25 protein-coding genes are annotated in these 26374 nt (G+C 45.9%); 14 read left to right on the plus strand and 11 right to left on the minus strand.

Features of this window, described 5'->3' with window-relative positions; genetic code table 11:
- The first annotated feature begins 24 nt into the window (after positions 1–24).
- Positions 25–3060 (plus strand): endonuclease, encoded by a 3036-nt coding sequence (locus C1T21_RS05325; RefSeq protein WP_103047505.1) that lies wholly within the window; start codon positions 25–27, stop codon positions 3058–3060.
- 241 nt (positions 3061–3301) lie between these two features.
- Here C1T21_RS05325 and C1T21_RS05330 read toward each other — a convergent pair whose 3' ends face one another.
- Positions 3302–3649 (minus strand): hypothetical protein, encoded by a 348-nt coding sequence (locus C1T21_RS05330; RefSeq protein ID WP_025721144.1) that lies wholly within the window; start codon positions 3647–3649, stop codon positions 3302–3304.
- Positions 3650–4015: 366 nt separating this feature from the next.
- On the opposite strand from C1T21_RS05330, the gene greA reads away from it, so the two are divergent.
- Positions 4016–4495, plus strand: coding sequence for a transcription elongation factor GreA (gene greA, locus C1T21_RS05335; RefSeq protein ID WP_013310174.1), 480 nt, complete (start codon positions 4016–4018; stop codon positions 4493–4495).
- Positions 4496–4626: 131 nt separating this feature from the next.
- Here greA and C1T21_RS05340 read toward each other — a convergent pair whose 3' ends face one another.
- Together C1T21_RS05340 and C1T21_RS05345 are read right to left on the minus strand one after the other, a co-directional pair.
- On the minus strand, positions 4627–5166 hold the full coding sequence (locus tag C1T21_RS05340; protein WP_039274627.1) for a transcription repressor NadR: 540 nt from the start codon (positions 5164–5166) through the stop codon (positions 4627–4629).
- On the minus strand, positions 5163–6317 hold the full coding sequence (locus C1T21_RS05345; protein WP_103047506.1) for an IscS subfamily cysteine desulfurase: 1155 nt from the start codon (positions 6315–6317) through the stop codon (positions 5163–5165). The genes C1T21_RS05340 and C1T21_RS05345 overlap by 4 nt, the downstream gene beginning before the upstream one ends.
- A gap of 165 nt (positions 6318–6482) precedes the next feature.
- Between C1T21_RS05345 and nadA the strand changes: the two genes are divergently transcribed.
- Complete coding sequence (gene nadA / locus C1T21_RS05350; RefSeq protein ID WP_103047507.1) at positions 6483–7589, plus strand: quinolinate synthase NadA; 1107 nt, start codon at positions 6483–6485, stop codon at positions 7587–7589.
- A 43-nt stretch (positions 7590–7632) separates the two neighbouring features.
- On the opposite strand, the gene C1T21_RS05355 is transcribed toward nadA, so the two are convergent.
- Positions 7633–8988 carry an outer membrane protein assembly factor BamB family protein gene (locus tag C1T21_RS05355; protein ID WP_103047508.1) on the minus strand — a complete coding sequence of 452 codons (1356 nt, stop codon included), beginning with the start codon at positions 8986–8988 and terminating at the stop codon, positions 7633–7635.
- 221 nt (positions 8989–9209) lie between these two features.
- On the opposite strand from C1T21_RS05355, the gene C1T21_RS05360 reads away from it, so the two are divergent.
- From C1T21_RS05360 to C1T21_RS05375, 3 genes are all read left to right on the plus strand, one after another.
- The gene (locus C1T21_RS05360) at positions 9210–9539 is read left to right on the plus strand and encodes a hypothetical protein (protein ID WP_223830783.1); all 330 of its coding nucleotides are present in this window, start codon (positions 9210–9212) and stop codon (positions 9537–9539) included.
- On the plus strand, positions 9505–10338 hold the full coding sequence (yidC, locus tag C1T21_RS05365) for a membrane protein insertase YidC (protein ID WP_103047509.1): 834 nt from the start codon (positions 9505–9507) through the stop codon (positions 10336–10338). Before C1T21_RS05360 ends, yidC begins: the two co-directional genes overlap by 35 nt.
- 485 nt (positions 10339–10823) lie before the next feature.
- Positions 10824–11498: a phosphatase PAP2 family protein gene (locus C1T21_RS05375; RefSeq protein ID WP_103047510.1), complete on the plus strand. Its 675-nt coding sequence runs from the start codon at positions 10824–10826 to the stop codon at positions 11496–11498.
- Between the two features lie 41 nt (positions 11499–11539).
- On the opposite strand, the gene C1T21_RS05380 is transcribed toward C1T21_RS05375, so the two are convergent.
- Entirely contained in the window at positions 11540–12190 is a 651-nt protein-coding gene (locus tag C1T21_RS05380; protein ID WP_103047511.1) for an undecaprenyl-diphosphatase, read from the minus strand.
- A gap of 147 nt (positions 12191–12337) precedes the next feature.
- Here C1T21_RS05380 and C1T21_RS05385 point away from each other — a divergent pair, with 147 nt between their 5' ends.
- Positions 12338–13048 carry a response regulator transcription factor gene (locus C1T21_RS05385; RefSeq protein WP_103047512.1) on the plus strand — a complete coding sequence of 237 codons (711 nt, stop codon included), beginning with the start codon at positions 12338–12340 and terminating at the stop codon, positions 13046–13048.
- Entirely contained in the window at positions 13048–14424 is a 1377-nt protein-coding gene (locus tag C1T21_RS05390; RefSeq protein ID WP_103047513.1) for a sensor histidine kinase, read from the plus strand. Before C1T21_RS05385 ends, C1T21_RS05390 begins: the two co-directional genes overlap by 1 nt.
- A gap of 82 nt (positions 14425–14506) precedes the next feature.
- Here the strand turns inward: C1T21_RS05390 and C1T21_RS05395 are convergent, their stop codons facing one another.
- Positions 14507–14980 (minus strand): C40 family peptidase, encoded by a 474-nt coding sequence (locus tag C1T21_RS05395; protein WP_103047514.1) that lies wholly within the window; start codon positions 14978–14980, stop codon positions 14507–14509.
- Positions 14981–15333: 353 nt separating this feature from the next.
- On the opposite strand from C1T21_RS05395, the gene C1T21_RS05400 reads away from it, so the two are divergent.
- Both C1T21_RS05400 and C1T21_RS05405 read left to right on the plus strand, forming a co-directional pair.
- Positions 15334–16368: a glycosyltransferase family 4 protein gene (locus C1T21_RS05400; RefSeq protein WP_103047515.1), complete on the plus strand. Its 1035-nt coding sequence runs from the start codon at positions 15334–15336 to the stop codon at positions 16366–16368.
- 5 nt (positions 16369–16373) lie between these two features.
- Positions 16374–17117 (plus strand): succinylglutamate desuccinylase/aspartoacylase family protein, encoded by a 744-nt coding sequence (locus C1T21_RS05405; protein ID WP_103047516.1) that lies wholly within the window; start codon positions 16374–16376, stop codon positions 17115–17117.
- 104 nt (positions 17118–17221) lie between these two features.
- Here C1T21_RS05405 and C1T21_RS05410 read toward each other — a convergent pair whose 3' ends face one another.
- Positions 17222–18565 (minus strand): sugar phosphate nucleotidyltransferase, encoded by a 1344-nt coding sequence (locus C1T21_RS05410; protein ID WP_103047517.1) that lies wholly within the window; start codon positions 18563–18565, stop codon positions 17222–17224.
- Positions 18566–18626: 61 nt separating this feature from the next.
- Positions 18627–19463 carry a DUF6492 family protein gene (locus C1T21_RS05415; protein ID WP_103047518.1) on the minus strand — a complete coding sequence of 279 codons (837 nt, stop codon included), beginning with the start codon at positions 19461–19463 and terminating at the stop codon, positions 18627–18629.
- Between the two features lie 208 nt (positions 19464–19671).
- Here C1T21_RS05415 and C1T21_RS05420 point away from each other — a divergent pair, with 208 nt between their 5' ends.
- A complete protein-coding gene (locus C1T21_RS05420; protein ID WP_103047519.1) occupies positions 19672–20541 on the plus strand; it encodes a YheC/YheD family protein in 870 nt (289 codons plus the stop codon).
- An 86-nt stretch (positions 20542–20627) separates the two neighbouring features.
- Here C1T21_RS05420 and C1T21_RS05425 read toward each other — a convergent pair whose 3' ends face one another.
- Complete coding sequence (locus C1T21_RS05425) at positions 20628–21110, minus strand: DinB family protein (RefSeq protein WP_103047520.1); 483 nt, start codon at positions 21108–21110, stop codon at positions 20628–20630.
- A gap of 138 nt (positions 21111–21248) precedes the next feature.
- Between C1T21_RS05425 and C1T21_RS05430 the strand changes: the two genes are divergently transcribed.
- Positions 21249–21797 carry a CGNR zinc finger domain-containing protein gene (locus tag C1T21_RS05430; RefSeq protein ID WP_025721115.1) on the plus strand — a complete coding sequence of 183 codons (549 nt, stop codon included), beginning with the start codon at positions 21249–21251 and terminating at the stop codon, positions 21795–21797.
- Between the two features lie 194 nt (positions 21798–21991).
- The gene (locus tag C1T21_RS05435) at positions 21992–22771 is read left to right on the plus strand and encodes an ABC transporter ATP-binding protein (protein ID WP_103047521.1); all 780 of its coding nucleotides are present in this window, start codon (positions 21992–21994) and stop codon (positions 22769–22771) included.
- Between the two features lie 17 nt (positions 22772–22788).
- Here the strand turns inward: C1T21_RS05435 and C1T21_RS05440 are convergent, their stop codons facing one another.
- Entirely contained in the window at positions 22789–23715 is a 927-nt protein-coding gene (locus C1T21_RS05440; protein ID WP_103047522.1) for an AEC family transporter, read from the minus strand.
- A 208-nt stretch (positions 23716–23923) separates the two neighbouring features.
- Complete coding sequence (gene trhO / locus C1T21_RS05445) at positions 23924–24817, minus strand: oxygen-dependent tRNA uridine(34) hydroxylase TrhO (protein ID WP_103047523.1); 894 nt, start codon at positions 24815–24817, stop codon at positions 23924–23926.
- A gap of 210 nt (positions 24818–25027) precedes the next feature.
- Between trhO and C1T21_RS05450 the strand changes: the two genes are divergently transcribed.
- Positions 25028–26317 (plus strand): glycoside hydrolase family 27 protein, encoded by a 1290-nt coding sequence (locus tag C1T21_RS05450; protein ID WP_103047574.1) that lies wholly within the window; start codon positions 25028–25030, stop codon positions 26315–26317.
- Positions 26318–26374 lie beyond the last annotated feature (57 nt).

Below are 26374 nucleotides of genomic sequence, written 5' to 3' on the forward strand. Positions count from 1 at the left end.
AAACCAACAAACAGGAGGAAAAGAATGGGAATCTTTCGTCGTTTTACATCCCGTAGCTTCAAATACGCAACTGCTATGGTTTTCACTTTATCGTTGTACGCTGGTGTTGCGGGCAGCATGCAACCGGCACGGGCAGAAGGTCCGGCGGACCCAGCCCCCTTCATTGCAGCGAAAGTGGTCAATGAGAACGCTGGTAAAAAAGTGCTGTTTGATAATACACATGGACAGACAGCTGGCGCAGCAGATTGGGTGATTGATGGTGGATTTTCAGACTTCGGCCAAGCCCTCGCGAGTAATGGCTATGATGTACACGAGCTTCGCCAATCTACGCCTATTACTTACAATGATCTAAAGAATTATGATGTATTTGTTACTGCAGAGCCGAATATTCCTTTTAAACAGAGCGAACAGACTGCAATGGAGCAGTATGTAAAAGCAGGCAATAGTATTTTTTTCATTGGAGATCATTATAACGCGGACCGCAACAAGAATCGCTGGGACGGATCGGAGAGCATTAATGGCTATCGTCGTGGTGCATGGGAAGACCCTGCGAAGGGAATGAGTGCGGAAGAAAAAAGCTCGGCAGCAATGCAGGGCGTAGTCAGCTCAGATTGGCTGGGCAGCCAGTTTGGTGTGCGCTTTCGCTACAATGCATTAGGCGATATCACGGCCAATCAGATTGTCGAGCCAGCGCAGGCGTTCGGCATTACAGCTGGAGTGAGCAATGTGGCAATGCATGCAGGATCAACACTTGCAATTATCGACCCAGCGAAAGCCAAGGGAATCGTATATCTTCCTAAAACCAATCAGGCTTGGGGCAACGCGGTAGATCAGGGCGTTTATAACGGAGGCGGCATTCCGGAAGGACCTTATGCAGCTGTATCGAAAGTAGGATTAGGCAAAGCTGCTTTCATTGGGGACTCGTCTCCTGTCGAAGATGCAACGCCAAAATATTTGCGCGAAGAGACAGGAACCAAGAAGACAACGTATGACGGCTTTAAGGAACAGGATGACGCCGTGTTACTGGTCAATATCGTAGACTGGTTGTCCGAGAAGGAGGAGTATACCAGCCTGACGGAAGTGAAAAGCTTACAGCTGGACCAGCCGACAGCATTACTGCCTTTTGAAGAGCCACAGACTTCCACGGAACCACAAGCCGAGCCTTGGTCCGCTCCCGCAGCTGGCTACAAATGGTGGGATCAGCGAACTTTCAAAGCAGGGTCCTATGGCGGATCTACAGCCAGTGCGCAACCAGTGTACAGCATCGTTCGTCAAGAGCAGCTGCCCAATGCACAGCCATTTCAAATTCGGGTTACTGCCGACCAACTGGCTCCTAACAGCACGATTAGCGGATTCAGCACAGGTATTTATGTAGCGGGCGGCAATCAAGTAGCCCAAATTCAAAATCCGGATGGAAGCTGGCCAACCTCTTACGGCTATAGCGGAACATTTAGCCTGGAGTCCAACGGCAAAGGTCATGCCTATAAGGATTTGACGGTGCGGATCAAGCCGGGAACCAGTGGTTCCGCTAATCTTAGACTGAGGCAAAACGGCAGCAATCTGCTGACCCAATCCGTCGTGCTGGCTGATGTCCCGGCCCAGCCGTTGCCTGAGGAAGGCAATACGGTTCCAGCTCGTACCAGTGTCGCAGAAGCACGGAGTTTCCCGGCTGGCAAAGTCGTGACCTTAGAGGGTGTTGTGACGACAGAACCAGGTGCATTCGGTGGTCAAGCCTTTTACATGCAGGATGAAAGTGGCGGTATTTATGTATATCAGAACCAAAGCGGCTTTCACCAAGGGGATCGAGTAAAGCTTACAGGAAGCTTGGCACTGTATAATAGTGAGCTAGAGTTAACCGATCCAGTGGCAATTGAAAAAACGGGAGAAGGACAACTTCCGGAAGCTGTACAAGTCACCGAACTCAGTGATGCGAACCAAGGACAGTTGGTTGAGCTTCCTACGGCAATGATTCGTAATGTGATAGACGCGACTCCCGTAGGTTCGTTTGAATTTGATGCAGTATCTGGTGAAGTAAGTCACCATGTGCGCGTCGATGCACGTACAGGCTTAACTCGGACATCTTTTCCATATCAAGAAGGACAGCAAGTGAAGCTGAAGGGAATTTCGGCGATTTTCAAGGGGAATTATCAGTTAAAACCGCGTGGACTGGATGATTTTTCAGCTCAGGCAGGCGCAGCTTTGCAGGAAGTAGAGCTTTCACTGGACCAAACGACCCTCAACATTGGGGATACGGCAGCGACACATCTCAAGGGTACGCTGACAGATGGCAGCGAAGCTGATTTAAGCCGCGCTTCTGTTCAGTATATCAGCAGTCATGAATCCGTTTCGCTGGATACGTATGGAGAACTTAAGGCCCTCAAAGAGGGGAGCGCGGAGATTACAGCCAGCGTCACCTTGGACGGTCAAACAGTGGTATCCAATCCTGTAACCGTTAGAGTCGAAAAGACTGCTGTAGGTGATGTGCCGGGAAAACCTGTGCTGTCGCATGATAACGGGCAGGACACCGGGCTGAAGGATGGCAACTACAACATCACCATGAATCTGTGGTGGGGTATGAATGGTGATGAGCTCAAGTTGTATGAAAACGACAAGCTGATTGGCACCCAATCGTTGCAAGCCGCATCCCCTGGAGCACAGCATGCAGTCATTCCTGTTACACGCAAGACCAATGGTACCTACACGTATACTGCAGAACTGATCAACGCTTCTGGTAAAACGACCAGCGACCCGTTAACTGTCGAAGTGACCGATGCTTCCCCTGGCATTCCAGTGCTGTCTCATGACAATTGGGACGGTGACGGCACCTACACCCTTACAATGAACATGTGGTGGGGCACGAATGCGACAAAATACAACTTATATGAAAATGGAGAACTGATCGACGCCCAGGATCTTCCAAGCAAAAGCCCGCAGGCCCAAAGCGCAGTCACTAACATCCAAAATCAAAAGCCGGGTACATATGAGTATCGGGCCGAGTTAGTCAATGCTTCAGGAGAAGTTTCTAGTCAAACGATAAGTGTAGAAGTAAAGGGCCATTAAGTAGAAACGATGGGCCGTTAAAAAGTAAGAGCATCTATTGACCTCGTGAGAGTCTATAGATGCTTTTTTATTTTTTTTCGAAGCGGGAATTATCATTTATGATTGGGTTGGCGAAGCGGAAAGTCCCTCTATATCTGAGGAGCCATAGAAGAACATGGCAACTAGAATCACAATAATGACAACCTCTGCAAAATATTCTCCATCAAACTCACTCACCGCATAAGTCTCCTTTCGCCACTTGTTAATTATTTATTTTCTGTGAAAAGGCTTGTATCACCTGGTCCAGTGTCATATTCCCGTTATCATTTAAAAATTTCACCATATTATCGACATTGGATGGAGTGGATGCTAGTGTTTTGTATTTTCCTGTGAGTCCTAAAAACAATGTTGCTTGTCTGTATAAAGTCACGGAATCGACGTTTAGTTTTCCTGTTAGTAGGAGGGCTGCCACGAGGACCTCCACATTTTTTCCTTGAAGCGCAGAAAAGATAGCCGAATTACTGTTTAATCCATTTTTCTTTTGACCGTTGAGGGGGGATTTGGATTTACGATTCCCGTTCCCATTACCATTCTTTCCTAAGGAAGCCATTGAATCTTCCTCCCGCCATATACTGCTCCTGCCTGATTTTCACAAAATTCGAGACAAGGACAGCGGCACTCCATGTGCTCATCAATATACGTTATGATCATACGATATGCGAATAAGAGAGCATTGGTTACTATAAGAATCACCCTGGCTGAAGGCAGTTGGCTACTGTTATCCAGTAATTTATTTCGCATGTTGGTCCGATTTAGAGTAAACTACAATAAAGCAAGCCAAATGAGCATTTGCATAAATCCCAGGAGCGTTTTCAATCAGCAATGTTTAGACTGAAACGGTTTAGTTCGTTTATTGTATTTTTGAGCGTTGAATTGGAATTAAGCAAAATGCTGAAATAGGAGTTGTAGATAAAATATGTCGAATGAAGAAGTATTGTTAACTAAAGAGGGACTGGCCAAGCTGGAGGATGAGCTTAAGGAACTGAAGACCGTAAAACGCAAGGAGCTAGCCGAACGCCTTAAGTTGGCTATCAGTTACGGCGATTTGAAAGAAAATAGTGAGTATCACTCAGCCAAGGACGACCAAGCGTTTATGGAAACCCGCATTCTCATATTGGAGAAGATGCTGACCAAAGCCCGGGTCGTGGATGAGAGTAATTTAGACCTTAGAACCGTTAGTATCGGATCGACTGTCATTCTGAATGACATCGAATTTTCGGAGAAGATGGAATACAAAATTGTAAGTCCTGCTGAGGCGGATGTTCTTGATAACAAAATTTCCTATGAAAGTCCTTTAGGTAAGGCACTTTTGGGAAAAGAAGTGGGCAGTATCATTCATGTGGATGCACCCATGGCTGTAATTAAATATGAGCTACTTGAAATTAAGCTCACATAGTTCATTCCCGATTCCCTTATATGAGGGGGCCGGGATTTTTATTTCTCGCTGCTTACATACCGTCCATGTGGAGCGCAGTTGCACTCCACATACTGGACAGGATTTTCTTTACTCCGCTATAGCGTACTAAGTTAGTCCGTCATCAGGAAGCCTGCTTGCTCCAATGCAGCGCAGGCATCATTAATTTTATCTTCATCCGAGGCATTCAAGGTATGCAGGTGGATGCCTCCCGTCAGCTGGGACAAATAAGTGGCCTGGGTGGAGCTGATTTTACGGATAAAATCGTCCACTTCCTTGCGAGTTCCAACCCGGATCGGAGCAGTCAGATCCCCGTATACCGGATGCTCAACAATAACATCCTGCACACTTACACCATAGTCCACAATCAGCTTTAGTTCCTCTTCTGTCTGTTCAGGTCGATGTTTACACACAATAATACGTGAGGCTAAGGGAGTTGCCTGACTCGCAGGCTCCATATAAATGTACCCTTGACTCGTTGCAAGGATAGGCTCTTGGCTTGCTTTTAACAGGGAAATATCCTGTACAATTACTTGTCGGGAGACGGAGGATCTGCGCGCCAGTTCGCTCCCGGTCAGTGGTGATTCGCTCTTGAGCCACAACAGTAGCTGTTCGCGGCGATCCGTACCTGACCGTTTTAAAGATTCAGTCAACGGGATAAGCTCCTTTCTTTTCGATGCGTCAGGTCTGTCAAAATATCTACCAATACATTCAATTCCTCGATGGTGGTCGTTCTTCCGAAAGAAACACGGATAAATTGTAACGCTTCACGGCCGGATGCTCCAAGCGCCTGTAAGGCAGGCGAAGGATCGTGGTGTCCGGCAGCACATGCGCTTCCAGTTGATATACAGACACCTCTGCGATTACATTCCAGCATAACATATTGTCCCTCGTAACCGTGAAAAAAACATCCTACTATATGATGAAGCACTGCTTTATTCTCGCTTTCCTGTACGGCCCAACGTAACGGAATGGATCTTTCCTGAATTTTCGTAATAAAGTGTCTTCTCAGGGTAGTATATCGCTCCTGATGCGACTCCATCTGTTCGGTCATCATTTCTGCCGCCGCGACAAAGGCTGCAATCCCGGGAACATTAACCGTTCCAGGACGAAATCCGTTTTCATGTAGTGTATCAGGGTACACGGGACGCCATGGGGTTCCCGGTTTGAGATATGCAGCACCGACACCTTTGGGGCCATACACTTTATGGCTCGATACAGAGAGTGCATCTACTCCCATGGCTTCTACATCTACGAGAATATTTCCAAATGTCTGTACCGCATCACTGTGCAGCAAAATACCCCGTTCGCGTAGCAGGGGAGATAAGGCAGCAAGGTCCTGAACCAGTCCCGTTTCCGAATTAGCGTGTTGTACGGAGACAAGTCCGGTGTCTTCTCTCAGGTGAGGTAAAAGAGCTTCGCGAGTCATTCGTCCTTCCCGATCCGGTTGCACAATGGTCAGTTCATAGCCCTGACGTTCCAGCAAAGTAGCAAGGTTGTACATCGAGTGATGTTCCAAAGCGCTCATGATCCAATGCTTTTTATGCTGCGGTAACCCGTTCAGGATCGATTGCACAACCAACATATTGGATTCTGTTCCCCCGGTTGTAAAATAGATGCCTTCCTTTTGCCCGCCAATCATATTTGCTATTCGTTGCCTGCTGTAATCTAGCGTGTAGGCTGCTTGACCGCCCGCATCATGGAGGCTGCTGGCATTTCCGAACATTTCCTTATTTAATACGTTATACATATTTAAAGCTTCGCCACACATAGGTGTGGAAGCGGCATAGTCCAGATAAATCACACCAAATCCTCCCTGCTTAAAATAATTCCATTCAAAAACTCTTGAGATTATTGTAGGCATGTGTAAATATAAGTGTCAAGACACTTGTAAACATGTATGTACACAAAGCGGTTATCTGTTCGTGAGAGCGGGAACGATCAGCCGCATCGATATGGAGGGATTCTAATGTCTATGCTTGACGTTTTACAAGGAAACCGAGGGCTTATGCCAGAGCATTATAAGACACTGACAGTTGCTGACATGGAGCAGCGAGTAGTCGAGCTGAAACAAAAATGGGGACCCAAGCTGCTCATACCGGGCCACCACTATCAGAAGGACGAGGTTATTCAGTTTGCTGATATAACAGGAGATTCTCTACAGCTTGCTCAAATGGCTGCACAAAATCAGGAAGCAGAGTTTATTGTATTTTGTGGGGTACATTTTATGGCGGAGACAGCGGATATGCTGACTACTGATCGACAGACTGTTGTCCTGCCGGATATGCGTGCAGGCTGCTCGATGGCAGATATGGCGAATGTGGAGCAGACAGAACGAGCATGGAAGCATTTACAGGAGTTGGTAGGAGATACGATCATTCCGTTAACGTATGTAAATTCCACAGCAGAGATCAAAGCCTTTGTAGGACGGCATGGCGGGGCTACCGTGACTTCTTCGAATGCTAAGCAAGTGCTGGAGTGGGCGCTGAAGCAAAAGGAACGTATTTTGTTTTTGCCGGATCAGCATTTAGGTCGCAATACAGCTTACGATCTTGGAATTCCGCTAAATGAAATGGCCGTGTGGAATCCAATGACAGATCAGCTTGAGACTGAACAAGACCCGGCAACTGTAAAAATTATTTTATGGAAAGGGCATTGCTCTGTTCATGAAAAGTTTACAGTAGATCATATTCGCAATGTCCGGGAGCGTGATAAGAACGTCCGGGTCATCGTTCACCCCGAATGCTCTTATGAGGTCGTACAGCTCGCAGATTGCGCGGGCTCCACAAAATTCATCATCGATACCATTCGCGCGGCAGAGCCGGGAACCCAATGGGCTGTTGGCACAGAAATGAATCTCGTGCAACGAATCAAGCAGCAGTACCCTGAACAGCAGATTGAATCGCTCAATCCCGATATGTGTCCCTGTCTGACCATGAACCGGATCGATCTTCCCCATTTGCTGTGGGCAATGGAGCAGTTTGATCGGGGTGAGCCTGTGGGTGTGATTCGTGTGGATGCTCAGATCAGACAGGATGCTGTACTAGCATTGAATCGTATGCTTGCTATCCGTTAACCTTTTGCTGTTCCAGCGAGAATGCTGCTTGAAATCTTTGGCCTTATTTTAAAGAAGCAGGGAGCTTGACGCCAAGCAGACGGTTTCCGCTTTGAATAAATATCATTCCACCGGATTTGAGCGTTGGACCGAAGGAGCGTGAGCCTGTGTTGACAGCAAACACGGGCTTTAAGCTCATCAAATCATAGCCATGAAATACGCCATCTGATTGCCCGACATAGACTCCTTTACCGAATACGTCAGCTTGAACGGTCGGATTATCGCCGTCGTAATGAATGAATTGACCTGAGGACAGCTTCATAGCAGTCAGTCTGGATGTACTAAAATCTTGGTAGAACATGCGACCTTCATGAATAGACAATAAAGGAACAAGTTGATCATAGCCATTTTGCGCCCACTTGCGAGCAGGTTTGCTGTCTGGCTTGTAGTTCCAAAAATCATAGGAAGCTAGTGTCTCTCCCTGAAAGACATAAAGATCTTTGCCGTACAAAAAAGCAGAACCATATACACCTCCAGATCGGTAGACACCGTCTTTATTTTCAGGCTCGGTCCAGCGATACTGACGATCTCCTTTGGATTTACCTGTCTTGAGGTCGTACTGTGCGATTGTAACTTTATGGTTTACCGGGTCATCATCAATCATAAACGTGTTGGCAACAGAGTATACGATCCCGTCTTTAACCGCCAGTGGAAAGGAAGTTCTAAAGCTGTCCCAAAGCTTTTTGCCGGTTTTAGCGTCATAGGCATTAATCTGTTCAAAGGTCAGGCTGCCCTGTACATTATAGTTGCGGATAAGCACACCGTCAGTTTCCATTATTTCGCCCAAACCACTGTATGAGTTCTTATCCTCACTGATTTTCCACTTCACCTTGCCACTGACAGCATCAATGGCAGCCGTTTGCACCGATTGCATAATATATATAGTTGGACCAATGTGCTGAATACCATATGCTTCAGTAAATCCCAGCGGAGTGGACCACACTTTCTTGCCAGCTTCTGTAACGGCATAGATAGAACCGCTTCGTGTCATTCCGTAGATGATACCTTTGTTGTACGTTAAAACAGGGGTAAGCTGATCACCATATTGCCACAATTTCCGACCCGAACTGGCCTCAAGGGCAACCAGTCTATGGTTCGAGTCAACCGCGAACACCTTACCGTTTTCCACTATTGCTACCGCCTGATCTGGATATCGGTTTCTATCGATTGGGATAACGGGAAAAGACCAGGAAGGTTTGATTACAGGTGCTTGGATTGCGGTGCTATAAGTGCTGTTACTCATGGAGACTGCAGATTGTTCTGCACTTGCCTTTTCAGTGAATCCATCGCTGATTAATGGCAGCCCAATGCTGGCTAACGCCAATCCTGTAAACAATGTGCTATGTATCGTTTTTCTCATACGCGTTGGCTCCTTTAATGGTTAATAGGGGGTAAGGATTTCAGAAAGTCACCTTTGATTAGACTGTAAATAAACCCAAAAGTTTCATGTTGTGTTTGCATTTTGGTTGTTTTGAGCATAAATCCTTAAATTCAGTTACTTGTGTCCAACCTGTATCTCTAATTAAAGATTAGTCGCTTGTCCGGTTTTCGTGCTATAATTGTGGCAACAAACCGAAGGAGGTGAATCCCTTGTTTGAGCTTCAGGACCTACTCCCTTATTTATTTACAATCGGCTTACTGTGCACAGTGACTTATACGTATCTCGCTCATTTGCACGGCAATGTACCCGAATGCTGGGTCGAAGGCGGGCCCGTAAGGTCTCATGCTTCTCCACAGATGCCGATGTCTGCCCGTGGACAGGACATGCCTGTCCGGCTGGCCCGACATATCCGGCGTAAGGAAGCGCCGGATGAAGATGCATCCGATTGTTCTCCCTCGTTGAACGATGGCACAGCCAATCAACGAGGAGGAACATATGAAACGATTCAAGGGATTCACCTTTTGGGGTAAAAAAGAACGGATATTTGGATTAATGGTAGCGTTGGCGGTGGTCATGCTGCTGTCTGGTTGTGGTGCGAATGCTGCGGAGATAAATGCACAGACACCGGGATTTTTTAATCATTACGTGGTGTTCCCGCTTTCTTGGCTTATTCAGCAATTGGCGCAATGGTTTGGTGGAAGCTTTGGGCTGGCGATTATGACTTTGACATTCATTGTCCGGCTGGCCTTACTGCCTCTTATGATGCGTCAAACGCGTGCCCAGCAGGGGATGAAGCGTAAGATGAGCGCCATGCAGCCCGACTTGGACCGAATTAAGAAGAAGTATGAAAACAAGAAAGATACCACCAGCCAGCAGAGTATGCAGCAGGAAATGATGTCGCTTTATAAAGAGCATCAATTCAATCCGCTTAATATCGGTTGTCTGCCTATTCTCATTCAGCTCCCGATCTTGAGCGGTATGTACACTGCAATCCGCTTAACCCCGGAGTTGGCGTCTCACTCCTTCCTATGGTTCCGGCTCGGACAGCCGGACTGGATTTTGGCAATCGTCGTCGCAGTTGTATACTTGGCACAGGCCAAGCTTTCTCAGCTTCAGATGACGCCTGACCAGCGCAAGCAATTTGCGATCATGGGCTATCTTTCACCGATTATGATGGCGGTCTTTTCCTTCAATGCCCCTGCTGCCATGCCATTATATTGGACAGTAAGCGGCACCTTTTTGCTGCTTCAGTCGCTGTGGTTCCGCAGACGCTATCCAATAGAGGAAGCAGAGAGTAAGGTTAAACTTGGAGAAGTCACACCAACCTAAATAGAAGATGATGTTTGTTTAACTTGGGAAGTACGTTTGCAGTACGTTACGTGTAATGTTAGGATGTCATTCGAGCCGTTATAGGGCTTGAATGGCGTCCTTTTTTGTTGCTTTTTTCGCTACATTCCGCTTGTGATTTTGTAGTCAATATGAAATCCTTGTTTTATAAAATGATTCTTAAAGTTGGGAGAGGTTATATATGAGAACTTCAACCACGTCCATAGAATGGTATGATAATCAAATAAGGAGGACGGATGCTATTGCATGAGAAGCATGCAAAAAGCACCGGGCTATATACCAACAGGGATGCCTCATGGGCGCCTGGTCCCGACATTTTTCTAAAAAACGGGTTTCAACATGTGGGGGATGCACCTAATTCTTTTAATGAAATGATAAGAGAAAAGTGGGCAAAGTAAGACCTATATGTAAGCTAATGCTGAACTTTGTTTTATCACGCAATGAATATTATGGAGGAACTATAGAAAATGAAGCAAACATCAACAAAGCTGCCCATTTCCTTGGCTCTGCTCACATGTATAGTATGTGCACTCGGTTTTGGCTTAATCGCATTATGGGTGAGTGACCATCAAGTTCGGTATTTTGACCAGGAAATTATTTCGGCTATTGGACAACTGGAGTCGCCCGCCATGACCCGTCTAATGAAATTTTTTACCATGATAGGCAGCGGGATTCCAGTTGTGATCATCATTTTAATTGTCATGTTCGTGCTCTATAGAGTATTGGGACACCGCAGAGAACTGCTTTTTTTGGCGGCTGGTGTATTGGGATCGGTAATGCTGAATACGATACTGAAGTTGCTTTTTCAGCGTGCGAGACCGGAGATTAACCGTATTATTGAAGAGAATGGATACAGCTTTCCAAGCGGACATTCCATGACAGCTTTCAGCATGTACGCGGCGCTGACATTTTTAGTGTGGAAGCATGTTCCTTCTAGACTGGGGCGTATCCTTCTTATTGTACTCAGCAGCCTACTGATTGTAGCAATCGGGACGAGCCGCATTTATTTGGGCGTACATTATCCGAGCGACGTTGTGGGTGGCTATTTTATGAGTGGCTGCTGGATGGCGGCTTGTATTTGGTTTTATCAGCGGTACGAAGAACGACGAATGCTGCCACTTCGCTCCAAATCGACAGCATAACGGGTAGCATAAATAATAAAGCTTATAAAAAAGCAGACGCTTTAGCGTCTGCTTTTCATTTGGACAGAGGAAGTGTGTTCAGTCATCTTAGTTCTGGCCTGTTCACCAGGCTTGAGCCCCAGCTTCTGCTCCCATTTTTCATAAAATATAATAGCCGCCTGCATGAAGATGCCAGGAAGCTTCCGGCTTCGAATGAATTGATGAACGCCGACGGCACAACCTGCACCAATAAGTGCACCTGCCAAAATATCCGTGGGATAATGCACTCCGGTCCACACGCGGGATACTGCGATGAGTACAGCCAAGATAACCCAGAGGACACGAAATTTTTGATGATGAAGCCATAAAATGGCAGCCAGAGCAAACGATCCAAGGGCATGGTTACTCGGGAATGAAGCATTGGGATCATGATGAATAAGCTGAATGACTGAATGTCCGACAAAAGGCCGATCTCTGTAAAACAAATGTCCAAGACCCCAACTAATCACAAAGCCGATACAAACCGTTATGACGGCTTCTAAAACCATCATCCGATGCGGCATTTTAAAAGTGAACCAGTAAATCAGCAAAGCCACTCCGAATAAATACGGTGCATATTGCGCCAAGAAACGCATGGTTCCATTCAAAAAGGCGAGGGAATTAGCCAGTTCATTGATCCAGTGAAATAAAGCATAGTCTACATTAATTAACATGAATAAATTACTCCTTAACATCAAAAAATTGAATAATAAAGTTATATTATAGAGCGACTACACGGATAAAGGCTTAAAATCAAATAAAAAATGAATGTCATTTCCATTACTCATTTGTTTTTTCTATAGAAAATAGGTGGTTTTGCGATGGAAAAGTCGGTGCTGGTTATTGATGATGAAGAGAAGATATCCAGATTGCTTCAGTTGGAGTTATCCCATGAAGGATATGCAGTTGAAATCGCACAGACGGGCAGAGAAGGATTGGAAAAAGCTCTAGCTGGTACATGGGATATCATCATTCTGGATGTAATGCTGCCAGAGATGAACGGGGTCGAGGTGCTAAAGCAGATTCGAAAAGTGGACAATCATACACCAGTGATTATGGTCACTGCACGTAACACGACTCCTGATAAGGTTTCAGGTCTGGATGAAGGTGCCAATGATTACATTACGAAGCCTTTTGAGATCGAGGAGTTATTAGCGCGGATGCGGGCCAGTATGAGGCATCAAATGGAGCCAACAGCTACCGCTTTACAGGAAGAGGATAGGCCGCCGTCTAGGCTCCAAGTGGACAGCTTGGTGTTGGAACGCAAGACACGGTTAGTGGTGCGGGAGGGCAATCGAATCGAACTGACGCCAAAAGAATATGATCTGCTTCTTTATCTGATGGAGCACAAAAATCAGGTATTGCAGCGGGATCAAATGATTCAGGACGTGTGGGGATTTGATTTTGTCGGTGATACGAATGTCGTAGATGTGTATATCCGGTATGTTCGCAAAAAAATTGATCATGGATACAAAAAGAAATTGATAAAAACCGTGCGCGGCGTTGGGTACTGCATTCGGGAGGAAGACTAGTGAAGCTTCGGACCAAAATAACACTGCTCAGTTCTATTTTAGTGATGTCGATACTCCTGTTTGTGGATGTTACAGTTCACCTATTGTTCGTCAAAATCGCTACGCGAAATGAAAGAGAAGTGCTGCAAAATAAATGGACTGAAATCATTGCCGAAACAGGACCCACGATGATTCTAAAGAATGCATGGGGCCCCAAACTGAAAGATGAGCTTTCTGGAGACACCACTCTAAGAGTGTTTGATGAGCAATCCCGACTTCTGTATGAAGTAAGTCGCCAGTCCCGCTTTAAGCTGGGCGATATACGTTTTAACACTTCACAAAGTTCTCAACTGACAGATGTACAGGGTCATAAAATTCTGGTAATCCATCTCCCTGTGCTTTCTCCAGAGGGTAATCAGAAGGGGACCCTGGAGATTGTAGAAAAATGGGATGCACTCGAAACCAATCTCGATATTTTAAATACGATTCTCATCACATCAACTATAGGGGCTATGTTGCTAAGTTTGGTAGGGAGCACGATTTTGGCGAATGCGATATTGCTGCCGATTTCAAGTAGTATTCAAACGATGCAGGAAATTGAAAGAAGCTTGAAATTCAAAAAAATCCCTGCTGGCAATCACAATCAAGATGAATTGTCCCAAATGACCGCTACTTTTAACCGAATGATGGAGAGATTAGAAGAAAGCTTCCAGAGTCAGCAGCAGTTTGTTTCAGATGCCTCACATGAGCTGAATACGACACTTATGATTATTGAGGGCTATGCCAACATGCTGCGGCGGTGGGGTACGCGTGATGAGGAGATTCGTAAGGAATCCATTGAGTCGATCTATGAAGAAACTCAGCGAATGCGTACGATGACACAGCAGTTGCTGACTCTTGCCTCCTCACAGCAGAAAGACCCTGAGCCGCATGAGCGGATCGAAATGATCGGTTGTTGTCAACAGGTAGTAGCGCATCTCAAGCCTGTACATGATCGTCAAATTTCTATTTTAACAGAAGAGAAAGAAATCTGGCTGGATGCCAACCTGACGAAAATGAAGCAGTTGCTAGTGATCCTGCTGGATAATGCATTAAAATACAGCTCGGATGAGATCGAAATAGGGTTATCTACAGATGAAAAGGATGTCTATATCCAGGTTAAGGATTATGGGATCGGAATACCTGAGGGCGAGATCAAGCGGGTCTTTGAACGATTTTATCGGGTAGATAGCTCCAGACATCGTAAAACCGGAGGAACCGGGCTGGGGTTGCCAATTGCCAAGGCAATTACAGATGCCCATCAGGGTACGATACGCATGGAGAGCGTAGAAGGAGAAGGAACGGTAGTCATCGTCACGCTGCCCCAAAGACAACAGGAAAGGCTGTCCCTCCAGTAGAAATATCTACTCGCGGAACAGCCCTTTTTATTGTTACTTGTAAGTTAAGCATTCGGTGGATGGAAATCATCTAAAATTTATGCTAAAGGACACGACGTGCTGTTGTGTAATTGCGACTCCACCATCCCGAATTTAGATCTGTAACCGTTACGCCGCCTTTACCATACGTATGCAGAATTTTGCCGTTCCCCATGTAAATGGCTACATGATGAATTGGCGCATAGAAAAAGACCAAATCGCCTTTTTTCAGCTGACTACGCGGTACGAAAGTGCCAACAGTTGATTGCTGTCTGGAAGAACGCGGAAGCTTGATGCCATTTTGTGCAAATACATATTGAGTGAATGAAGAGCAGTCAAAAGAGCTTGAATTGCCCGCTGGGGCTCCATGCTCATAACGCACGCCCATAAACTGGGAGCCTTTAGAAATAATCCGATCAGCTTTACTTGCCGAAGCGGCATGAGTGGTGGCTGGTCCAACGACGAAGCTCCCTGCGCTCAATGCCAAAGTCATAGTAAAGCAAATACCCATCCACAATTTTTTAGAAGTACGTTTCATATATAAATTCCTCCGTTATTCGTATTGTGTTGATGTCCTGAAATGACAATAACACAAATAAAATGTCCGGAATTTACCACTCATGGCTACAAACCTGTTACCCCAACGCTTTGTCCTCATTTATTAGAAAACGATGAGAATTTTCTCCTTAATTTTGGCTTGACAAATTGTATAGACTCCACTTATAGATAGGCTCGTATGACAAAAAGCGACTTGCAGACGATTGGCACAAGCAATCACGCAAAATATACATACCTATATACTACAATTTATAACCTGTACGGGAGTATGCTCTGATTCCCGTTGACATCGTAAGGATCACACCGTATTTCCGGTCAGGAAGGGGAATTCGTATGGCTTCAAAGCAGAATAAAGCACTCAAAAAACCGCGTCTAACCATTGTTCAGGTCATTTCCAACTATCCCGATGCACAGCCGGTACCCTCCAACAAGGGCGGAACGGAAAAGGTCGTGTATGAATTAACTGAGGAATTGGTGAGACGAGGGCATCATGTATCTCTTTTTGCCGCCCTTGGGAGCAGGAGCAGCGCACGGTTATTTCCCTATCCCAAGGGTTTGAAACATAGTCAGATCCCCCAATATGTACTCCGGCATATGCCTTCCGACACACATATCATTCATGATCATACCTTTCGTTCTGCTGTGGGGCGTAGGAAGCTGCCTTGTCCATCAGTATGCACCGTTCATCTTCCAGTGAAGAGACACGGTAAAAACCCGGTATATGTCAGTAAACGAGCACGTCAGCTGATGGGCAGGGACAAAGGTTTTTATATCTATAACGGTATCAACACACATGAATACGAGTTCAGTAGTGAGAAGCGCGGCTATTTGCTATTCATGGGCAGAATCATACGGGATAAAGGTGTATTGCAGGCCATTCAGGTTGCAGAACGAACAGGAAAAAGACTGCTTATTGCAGGTCCTATCAAAGCCCCAGAATTTTTCCGTAAAGAGATTCAGAAACGAATTCAGCGCAATCCGAATATACGCTATGTGGGGGCAGTAGGAGGCGATCAGAAACAGAAGTTGCTGAAACATGCAGAGTGTCTGTTGTTTCCGACACTGTGGGAAGAGCCATTCGGACTCGTTATGGTTGAGGCCATGGCTTGTGGAACACCGGTGCTGGCATTAAAAAATGGCTCCGTCCCCGAGGTACTATCGGGTTTTCCGCAGTTGATTTGCAAATCGGTTAGCCAAATGGCACGAAAAGCACAGCAAAAGAACTACCCGTCACCAGCGAAGCTGCGTTTGTATGTGACTCAAAGATTTACCAACAAACAGATGACCAGTAACTACTTAAGACTATACCGTGAAATCATCCGTCGGCGAGAACAGAAGAGAGGACACCGGCAGCCTATACGGAGGTGAAGAGGATGCAGGTCAAACGATATATGCTCGGAAAGGGCTCTTGGGCAACTCCTTATTATATAGCTACAGGGGGACAAAAAGGTCCGTGTGTGATGGTGGTAGCGGGGATACATGGTAAAGAAATAGCAAGCATACGAGCTGCTGAGAAACTGGTAAAGCTTTTGAATCAGCAAAAACTGCGATTTAGCCATGGTAAGCTTATAATTGTACCGATTGTAAATCAAGAGGCTTACCGCAAACGGATTAGAGGAATACCTGATCTTAATCGAACCTTTCCGCGCAAAAAAAAGCAGCTGGCAACACAACCACTTTCCGCTGCTTTATTTAAATTAACACAAAAGCATCAACCTGGATGGTATCTCGACTTGCATGAGGCCAATGGATTGTCACAAAAAGATGCCAAGGTGCTTGGTCAAACGCTAATCTCCAATAAGGCCAATCCGGTGGTACCTACGGTTCGTCGGATTATTAAGCGAATGAATCGCTCCATCCAGATGAGCGACCGACATTTCAACATTCGGTTGCATGAGCTTCCAGGTTCCTCCCGCACTGCTGCAGCCCGTATTTTAGGTGCACGCGCGGTTACCGTGGAAACGGGTTGGAGCCTTCCCAAGAAAGTACGCATACACTATCAGTTAGAGATCGTCCAGCATTTTTTAAAAGAAGCCGGAATAGTCAAAGGCAACGAGGTTTATTTATCTGCCAAGGTTAGAACTGTTACCTCAAGAAAATATTGCATCACAAAATAAAATCGCTTCTGGAGCAAGGATTTTTTCACCTTGCTCAGAAGCGATTTTTTATGTGCGACCTTCGTTCAGAATCCGTGGCGTGCTGATATTATATCTATGTGTTGTCAGGTCTCGGATTTATAGAAGGCGTTCACTAAGCTGTTCCCCAGACGTACCTCAATCAGCTCCAGTGGTGTATCCAGATCGGCACGGATCGTGTGATACGTATCGACCGGAATGCTAAATACAGAACCGCTTGCCGCAGCAAAACGTTCTCCGTTCAGCATGACCTCTCCACGGCCGGACACGATCGTCCATACTTTAAGTCCACTGCCGTGAATACGGCCATTCAAGCGGTGATCTGGCAGTACCGTCAGCCGTATGGCCAGTATATCGTTCAGACTCCGATGATCAAATTCGTCCAACACCCGGTAACTGCCCCAAGAGGTTTCGCCATGCTTGGGATGTAGTTGAAGTTTGCCTAGCTGGTCCTTGATCGCGTGAGCATGGCTCTTGGAAGCTATGAGAATGCCGTCGGGGCTCGCAGCTGCAATAATATCTTCTACACCAATGACATGAAGTGGATAGGGCAACTCATTGACGATGTACGTGCCATGAGTTTGGCCACTGATCTGTCCACGCCCGATCACTTGGCTATTTAGCTGCTCTGTTAGAGCCTGCCAGTTGCCGATGTCGTGCCATTCGCCATCGTATGGCAGGACGATGGCATGTTCGGCACGCTCTGCAATCTCCTCGTCGAAACTGCGAACCGGGAGGCCATCATACATTGCGCATAATGCTTTATCGTTCAGCGGCAAATAACTTCGCTCCATACAGGAGAGCATATACCGTAATGTAAAAGCGTAAATACCACAGTTCCACAGCGCACCCTGATGAATAAGCTGCTGTGCCCCGGAATGATCCGGCTTTTCTGTGAAGCGGGCAACTTGCGCATAAGAAGGTTTCCCTTCCCGTATCATTTGCAGACCCGGAACGACATAGCCGTATTGGTCGGAGGGATGAGTGGGCCTTGTCCCAAGCATAGCCAAATCGGCTCCGCTCTCAAGCAATAAGCCGGAGAGCGCTGCTATGCTATGGAAGAAATCCTCCCCTGCAAACATGTCCGCTGGAGCAATGCAGAGAACTTCATCCAGCCCCATGCCTCTAGTGTGAAAATAAGCAGCCGCCAGCGCAGCAGCGGTGAAGGTTCCCCGTTTGGCAGGTTCGCCTAAAACGGGCAGACGACCTTCTGTATGGCGAAAGGCTAGATTTACCTGACTCCGATGAGCCAGAAGCAGGGCAGAGGAATCCAGCCCGGCTAAGGTAAGCTGACGGTACACCCGGCCGAGCATAGATTCCTTTCGCCCGTCAGGAGCGGACAACAACCGGAGAAACAGCTTCGACCGGATTTCGTTGGATAGTGGCCATAGCCGTTTTCCGGCACCACCGCATAACAATACGATGCGCACGGACGTTTCCTCCTTCAATGCAGATCCATTTGGATTGCATCATTTTGCAGGATTTTAAGAACTATTTTAGCGATGATTCAATCTTTGTTTTTGGAGCAAGCTGGTACACCTTGCGTTGATGAAAAGATAAGGAACGATAGCTCTTGGCCAAGACATCCAATTGTTTTTGCGACAGGGAAGAAGCCCGACTATGAAGCGCTTTATTCAATGACTTGCGCAAAATCATCTGAGAAGGCTTATTGCTGTATAAATAGTTGGCATACGTTTCATATTCGGAAAACCCAAACTGTTTTGTCCGGTTTATACTTTGGATAATCGCGTTGTACCAAGGTTTTCCATGTCGGGCCTCGATAACTTGCTTGAGCTGGGTGAGCCGCGCTTTTTCAAAAAGCATATAGTGAGTGACAAAGGATTTTGGTGAGGGTGCTTTAACGCCCATCAGCTTGTGGTAGGTGCGAAAATACTCAGGCTGGCTCCAGCTGCGGTAGTAAAAAATCGTTTTTCCGTCTTTACGGAACGTATGTGGACGAATCAAAATCGTGTCCGCGTCAATGACGAGAAAAAAAGAGGCTTTACTGATTTTATCGCCATTCATTTTGAGTAATTGTTGATACAGCCAGCCTGAGCGGTCCCAGCGCGTTGTCCCGTAATGAATATGTTTTTTGGTGATGGGCAGCACCGTTTTTTCGTCAATAAATGTACATTTCTTGTTTGCGCACAGACGGCGAATCCCGGTGCTTTGCGGTGAGACGATATAAATAGTTCCAATTCGGTGCTGCACGTGACGGCGCAGACTGTCAATCACCAGCGGTAGTGTGGCAAGATCTTTATCAATTGCTGGAATCAGAACATCGATTGTAAGGGAACCCTTCCGTGGCCCATCCGATTGCGCTGACATGTTATTCACTCCCTATATGTGCAAATATACGCTCCCAGCGTCTCTCAATATCGTATGCTTGGACAGGCGCTTTCGACCGGGCAAGGTCAAACGTCCATTTCTATGCAGGACAGGGCTGATGAAGCTTCGAATGGGGAGTTAGCGCATACGATAGATTAATCTTTTTTAACAGGAGCGTTCTACCTGAGAGTAGAGAGGAGAGGGGCAAGTGAATTCTTCACAAGCGCAGGCGTTGCGCAGCAAATGGCATAAAACCCAATTGTTGCTACAGCATGGCAGCATCAAGCCGTATGTACCTGAAACTCGCAAATATAATAAAGCAAATTTGAAATCAATGCTGGAGAAGTACGGTATGGTCTATGTAAAACCCGAGCGAGGTACCTTTGGTAAAGGTGTAATGAGAGTAGAGCAGGAGGCCGGCCAGCGTTTCGCCTATCAATATGAGGAAACGCGCCAAGAATTCAAACATTTGGATGCACTATATATCAGCCTATCGAAACATACGGGGAAGAAAAGTTATCTTATTCAAAAGGGAATCCATTTACTACGCCATCAAATGCGTTATTTTGATATTCGGGTCATGGTGCAGCGTAATGAAAAAGGGCTATGGGAGTCTACCGGAATTATTGGACGTCTTGGTCATCCCCGTAAAATTGTGACCAACTATCATAGTGGTGGTAAGCCGATGGCCTTGGAGCAGTTACTAAAATCCCATTTATCGCAAAGCAAGCAGGCGGAGCTGGTTAAGAAACTAAATGAACTGGGTCTTACTATCGCCAAACAACTGCAAAAAACATATCCGAAATTCCGGCAAATTGGTGTGGACATTGGACTGGATCATCGCTTTATCCCGTGGATTATTGAGGTGAATACGAAGCCGGACCCATATATTTTTAACCAATTAACAGATAAGTCCATGTACCGTAAAGTGTTAAGCTATTGGCGACTGGCTAATGAAAAAAGGAAGGTCACCGTCCCAAGCAAAGATACAAATAAAGATAAAAATAAAGACAAGAATAAAGGTGAAAATAAAGATAAGAATGTAATTAAAGATTCTAAAAAACAAAAAATATCTTGACCAGTAGATTGCTTCATTGCCAGCAGCTAATACAGAAAAAAGGATGAATCTTTCATAATTCATCCTTTTTATTTAGGATTACATTTTTAAACTCGCCAAGTACCCAATTGTTTGCGTATAAGTACGATTTGTCCGCTATGATATGCATCGTGCAGCGTCCACCGCGATAATTCAGCACCGAGAGTGTCGGAGCCGAGAGGCTTATCCAGATCAGCATCATTCAGAGCAGTAATGGCGACAAGCAGTTGGTTTACAAGAGCTTCCGCTTCTTTCAGCGTCTCCTGCCATCCTTCATGGTCTTCAGCATCCCCTGGCGGACCGAATGTCTCATCGTTGCTTATTCCAGTTGAACTTATAGGTCGGTCAGTTAAACGTCTCAAAATACGCTCATTGTAATAATTAATGTGACGAACCGTTTGCCAAATCGTGTTTCCTCCACCTGGTGGTGTCCAAGTGGCTTCCTGTGTATTCACACCGTGAAGTGCTGCGGAAAGAGGAACAATCCATTCTTCCTTATCCCATGAATTTTCTCTTTGCAATACCAGCATATTTACTCGATCTCGGCTCACCTAACCCAACTCCTTTTGTAGGAATGTAACTAGCTAAACATAGGATAAATCGTTACAATTAACAATGTAGCATGTCAAAACAAGATTTGCAACCAGTTAAAATGATTTTAGTGGTTACAGGCGGTAGGGGGAACTCCTTTGAATACACTTTGGACTGATTTTGTAAACAGCGAATGGCACGATTGGAGGGGGAGCGGACGTTCAGAAGATCGTTTGTTGAAGCCCGAATGGCAAAATGAATTTCTTATGCGGTGGCAATTTACCGCTTCGGTCCCAGCCAGTGCGGAAGATATCGAAGAAATGCAAATTCTCCGGCGGGAATTACGTAGCTTCGCTGAGCACCTGACTTCCGGCGGACAAATGACAACTGATCTGGTGGATATGATTAACCGAAAGATGATGGAAGGGGGGCCGGTCACTCGCTTATTAAAGCAACAGGATGAGCATTTCAGCATTGTGCTGGAACCCGTGGCAAATGGTTGGAAAAAAGTGCTGGCAGAGGTTGTAGCCGATTTTGCCCAGGCACTTGTTAATAGCGGCGGCTCTAGAATTCGTATTTGCGATAATACCGATTGCCGATGGGTATTTTATGATGATACCCGAAATCGGTCAAAGCGGTTTTGTGACGATAAAATGTGCGGTAATTTGATGAAGGTACGTCGTTTTCGCGAGCGTAAGAAAAAGTAGATGTAGCAAGAGAATTTACATGAGCAGTATATGTTGAGCCCACTCCCATATGAACAATGGAGTGGGTTATTTAAAATTGAACAACCTGTGACCCTGTGCTATGCTTACATGAAAGAGAAGCTAGACGTACTAACGATGATCTTACTATGCGTATAAACATCTGATGATACGACGAATAGAAAGGATGTACAGCCATGAATTCTATCATTGAACTTAACAATGTAAGCTGGAAGAGAGATAACCGGACCATACTGGACCAAATCAATTGGCAGGTAGCTGAGGGAGAGCACTGGGCTGTACTCGGCTTGAATGGGTCAGGTAAAACAACGATGCTCAATATGATTAACGGTTATATATGGCCAACCACAGGTAGTGTCGGTGTATTGGGTCATACCTTTGGGGATGTGGATCTGAGGGAGCTACGCAAATCTATTGGTTGGGTCAGTTCCTCTTTACAGGAAAGAATTAATGGGAGTCAGCGTACGCAGGATGTTGTCATTAGCGGAAAATTTGCCTCCATTGGACTTTATGATCAGACGACGGATACAGAGTATGAACAGGCCGTCCAACTTATGACGCAACTGGGGTGTGCTCATCTCGTGGATCGGTTGTATCAGGGATGCTCACAGGGAGAAAAGCAAAAAGTGCTTATCGCCCGCGCATTAATGGCCTCGCCCAAGCTACTGATTTTGGACGAGGCGTGTAATGGTTTGGACTTTTTCTCCCGGGAAGCATTGCTGGATAGCATTCGCCAGTTATCGGAGTCGCAGGCTTCACCGAATTTACTGTATGTTACACATCATATCGAAGAAATTCTACCGATGTACACGCATACGATTCTAATCCGCCGGGGCACGGTATTTGCCAAAGGTAAAACGACTGATATTCTGAGTAGTGACACGCTTAGTGCTTTTTTTGAAACGCCTGTACAAGTAGAATGGAGACAGGATCGTGCATGGCTCTCTATGGTGTAGAGAGTCTTTTTTTCTCGCTAACCTGCTACCAACATAATCAGAATAGGCAATATCAGGAATGAGGCAAGCGTGCTCCACAGGATGCAGGTGGAAACCAGTTTTGGCGATGCATTAAATTTTTCTGCTAAAATGACAGCATTCACAGCAACCGGCATCGAGGCCAAAATGAAGAGAACGGAGAACAAAAGGCCTGAAATTCCGAGTATCAGCATAGCAAGACAAGCCGCAAGCGGGGAGATCAGTAGCCGAATTGTTAGTCCGGTGTAGCTGGCTTTTTTAATAGACGACTCCAGTTTGAATATTTTTACATAAGCCATCTGGGTACCAAGGATCGCCAGCACGACCGGAGAATAAGCGGCAGCAATCATCGAGACGCCTGACTGAATCCCTGAGGGAAGATGCCAGTCCAGTAGCCGCAGTCCCATGGCGAGTAGAGCTGCATAGATCGCAGGAAGTGAAAACACCGACTTAACAGCACTTTGAACAGAAAATTCAGAGCGGGCTGCAAAGTAAACGCCAATGGTATTGACCATAATCATCTGGATGACGACATACACGGAGGCTTTATCCAGACCGAGCTGCCCAAAGGCAAGTAAAATAAGGGGCAGGCCATAATTTGCACTATTGGTCAGCGTGGAGATTAAGGTAAGTCCAGCCGTTTCCTGAGTGCTCAGTCTAAAGATTTTCCCCGCTAATTGTGCAATTCCCCACAACAGCAGCAGGTTCAGTATTGAAAAAGCGGCAGTCTGCGCTACATCATGCCAAGAAAGCTGTGCTTTGAGTAGCGTGTCCAGAATCATTGCGGGGCTTAAAAAATATAAATACAAAGTCGAGAGCGGTTTCGTTTCCAGCTTCATGAATTTTCCGAGTAAAAATCCGGCGATCACTGGAATGGACAGCGGAACGATAACGGATAATAGAGTTGAAAGTACGATTTGAATCATGAATTCCACCCATCCTTTCTGTAATGACATTTTCCATTATAAGGCGCTACTTTCGAGCCCGTCCAAGATGAAAATACAATCAAGGTCATAGGTATATACTATGAAGCCTTCGACACTTATTGTGAAAACAATAAAAGGGATGCCCACAGCCATGATAAACGGCTAATAGGGCATCCCTTTTATTATAATGAACCAATGTACTGCTGATTTATGCAGTAGCTACGGTTTTCGCTTTGGTTCGGCAATCATCAGAGCAATAGTGCTGATGCTGTTCTTCGCAATCCGGACATGCGATATGCTGGAGATTGCACACCGGGCAGTTGATATAATGGTCGCTCGGCGTTTCACAATGGAAGCACTTGCCGACAATGACGTCTTCATCCGTATGATTGATCGGAATCGAGATTCGTTCGTCAAATACGTAGCATTTACCGTCAAACAAACGTCCTTGTACTTCCGGGTCCTTGCTGTAAGTCACAATGCCGCCATCCAACTGGCCTACATCGTTAAACCCTTCTTTGATCAGAAGACCGGACAACTTTTCGCAACGGATACCTCCGGTGCAGTACGTCAGGATTTTCTTGTCTTTGAACTGAGTCATATTGTCGCGAATCCATTGTGGAAATTCACGGAACGATTCGACTTCGGGGCGAATAGCCCCGCGGAAATGACCGATGTCATATTCATAGTCATTACGTCCGTCCAGAACAACTACATCTTCTTCTTGAAGCTGTTCATAAAACTCCTTTGGTGACAGACGCTTACCGCTAATTTCATTAGGGTCCAGCTCATCTTCATGACGCAGCGTAACAAGCTCCTGGCGATGGCGTACAAATATTTTCTTGAACGCATGACCGTCAGACTCATCTATTTTAATAACGATATCGTGGAATTTCGGATTGGCGCGCAAATCACGCATATACTGCTCCGTTTGCTCTACTGTACCAGACAATGTTCCGTTGATTCCTTCCGCAGCAATCAAGATTCTTCCCTTGACGCCCAGCTCTTTGCAGTAAGCCAGATGCTCTGCCGTAAAGGTGGCAGGATCTTCAATGTTGACATATTTGTAAAACAACAAAATTCGATAAGTATGTTCACACATGTAAAATCACCCTCTGATTCAAGTCAAAGTTTTTTAACAAGCAATTTTAAATGTACCACATTCTTTAAGTTAGTCAACTTAAATGTATAAAAAGTGGAAATGGAAAAGATGACGAGCGACAAAAGTAAGGGTTTACATTATAATAGTAACGTAGTGATGAGGGGATTTTTGGTAGTAGAATGAGTTCTACTAGAGGAAAGGATGAATGAAATGAAACATCATTTGACAGCGCATACACCACCTATGGGGTGGAATAGCTGGGATTGCTACGGTGCAGCAGTACGGGAAGAGGAAGTACGGGGAAATGCTCAATATATGGCTGAGCACCTGAAGGAATATGGTTGGGAATATGTCGTGGTGGATATTCAGTGGTATGAGTCAGGAGCAGTATCTTCACAGTATCGCCCGTTTGTCCCATTGGAAATGGATTCATTTTCACGTCTTATTCCAGCGGTGAATCGTTTTCCTTCGGCAGCAGATGGACGAGGCTTCCAAGCTCTTGCGGAATATGTACACGGTCTGGGATTGAAATTTGGTATACATATTATGAGAGGCATCTCCCGTCAGGCGGTGCACCAGGATACCCCGATTTTGGGAACCACAGCCACGGCGAGACAAATTGCGCATCCCAACTCTATTTGTCCCTGGAACACAGATATGTATGGGGTAGATGCATCCAAGGAAGGCGCACAGGAGTACTATAATTCGTTGTTTGACCTATATGCGGAATGGGGTGTGGATTTTGTCAAAGTAGATGACATTGCTGCATCACGTCTTTATGGTATTCATTTGGCGGAAATTGAATTGATTAGGCGGGCTATCGCCCAATGCGGACGTCCGATGGTGCTGAGTCTATCACCTGGTCCTGCACCACTGGAGCATGCATCTGATTTAATTGCAAACGCGAATATGTGGCGTATGACTGATGACTTCTGGGATGTATGGCCTTTACTGTATGGTATGTTTGAGCGCTGCGAGAAGTGGGCGGAACATGTAGGTCCGGGTCACTGGCCGGATTGCGACATGCTGCCACTAGGTCATCTGGGTATTCGTTCGGTAGATTCAGTGGATTCCGGCAGCCATGACCGATGGACACGCTTTACGAAGGATGAGCAGCTAACGATGATGACCTTGTGGAGCATTTTCCGGTCTCCATTGATGTTCGGGGGAGAACTGCGGGATAATGATGCATGGACCCTTTCCTTGCTAACGAATGAAGAAGTGTTAGATGCTCATCGCAACGGTTTGAATGCGCGGCAGGTGTACAGAAAGGATGAACATATCGTTTGGACTTCACATAACGGGGAAGGTCATGTATATGCAGCTTTGTTTAATGCTGGAGATGAAGCTTCAAAGGTGCGTGTATCCTTAAAAGACCTTGGTATTGAAGGACAGGCAAATGCCAGAGACTTATGGAACCATGTAGATTTAGGTGTTTTAACACAAGAACTGTCCGCAGATTTACCTCCTCACGGAGCAGCTCTATTTATGTTGAAATAGAGGATTTTGCAAAAATCCTGAATAACATAATGTAAGGAAGAACTATGCTGCAATTCC

Origin of the sequence: Paenibacillus sp. F4, assembly GCF_002894905.1 — a bacterium.
GTDB lineage: Bacteria > Bacillota > Bacilli > Paenibacillales > Paenibacillaceae > Paenibacillus > Paenibacillus polymyxa_B.

What these genes read in the sequence shown, in the direction of transcription:
- C1T21_RS05385 (WP_103047512.1), top strand. Translation starts at nt 12,338, where the DNA reads ATGGAAAAGTCGGTGCTGGTTATTGATGATGAAGAGAAGATATCCAGA.
- C1T21_RS05355 (WP_103047508.1), bottom strand. Translation starts at nt 8,988, where the DNA reads ATGAGAAAAACGATACATAGCACATTGTTTACAGGATTGGCGTTAGCC.
- C1T21_RS05415 (WP_103047518.1), bottom strand. Translation starts at nt 19,463, where the DNA reads ATGTCAGCGCAATCGGATGGGCCACGGAAGGGTTCCCTTACAATCGAT.
- C1T21_RS05330 (WP_025721144.1), bottom strand. Translation starts at nt 3,649, where the DNA reads ATGGCTTCCTTAGGAAAGAATGGTAATGGGAACGGGAATCGTAAATCC.
- C1T21_RS05405 (WP_103047516.1), top strand. Translation starts at nt 16,374, where the DNA reads ATGCAGGTCAAACGATATATGCTCGGAAAGGGCTCTTGGGCAACTCCT.
- C1T21_RS05375 (WP_103047510.1), top strand. Translation starts at nt 10,824, where the DNA reads ATGAAGCAAACATCAACAAAGCTGCCCATTTCCTTGGCTCTGCTCACA.
- yidC (WP_103047509.1), top strand. Translation starts at nt 9,505, where the DNA reads ATGAAACGATTCAAGGGATTCACCTTTTGGGGTAAAAAAGAACGGATA.
- C1T21_RS05440 (WP_103047522.1), bottom strand. Translation starts at nt 23,715, where the DNA reads ATGATTCAAATCGTACTTTCAACTCTATTATCCGTTATCGTTCCGCTG.
- greA (WP_013310174.1), top strand. Translation starts at nt 4,016, where the DNA reads ATGTCGAATGAAGAAGTATTGTTAACTAAAGAGGGACTGGCCAAGCTG.
- C1T21_RS05435 (WP_103047521.1), top strand. Translation starts at nt 21,992, where the DNA reads ATGAATTCTATCATTGAACTTAACAATGTAAGCTGGAAGAGAGATAAC.
- C1T21_RS05400 (WP_103047515.1), top strand. Translation starts at nt 15,334, where the DNA reads ATGGCTTCAAAGCAGAATAAAGCACTCAAAAAACCGCGTCTAACCATT.
- C1T21_RS05380 (WP_103047511.1), bottom strand. Translation starts at nt 12,190, where the DNA reads ATGTTAATTAATGTAGACTATGCTTTATTTCACTGGATCAATGAACTG.
- trhO (WP_103047523.1), bottom strand. Translation starts at nt 24,817, where the DNA reads ATGTGTGAACATACTTATCGAATTTTGTTGTTTTACAAATATGTCAAC.
- nadA (WP_103047507.1), top strand. Translation starts at nt 6,483, where the DNA reads ATGTCTATGCTTGACGTTTTACAAGGAAACCGAGGGCTTATGCCAGAG.
- C1T21_RS05325 (WP_103047505.1), top strand. Translation starts at nt 25, where the DNA reads ATGGGAATCTTTCGTCGTTTTACATCCCGTAGCTTCAAATACGCAACT.
- C1T21_RS05395 (WP_103047514.1), bottom strand. Translation starts at nt 14,980, where the DNA reads ATGAAACGTACTTCTAAAAAATTGTGGATGGGTATTTGCTTTACTATG.
- C1T21_RS05450 (WP_103047574.1), top strand. Translation starts at nt 25,028, where the DNA reads ATGAAACATCATTTGACAGCGCATACACCACCTATGGGGTGGAATAGC.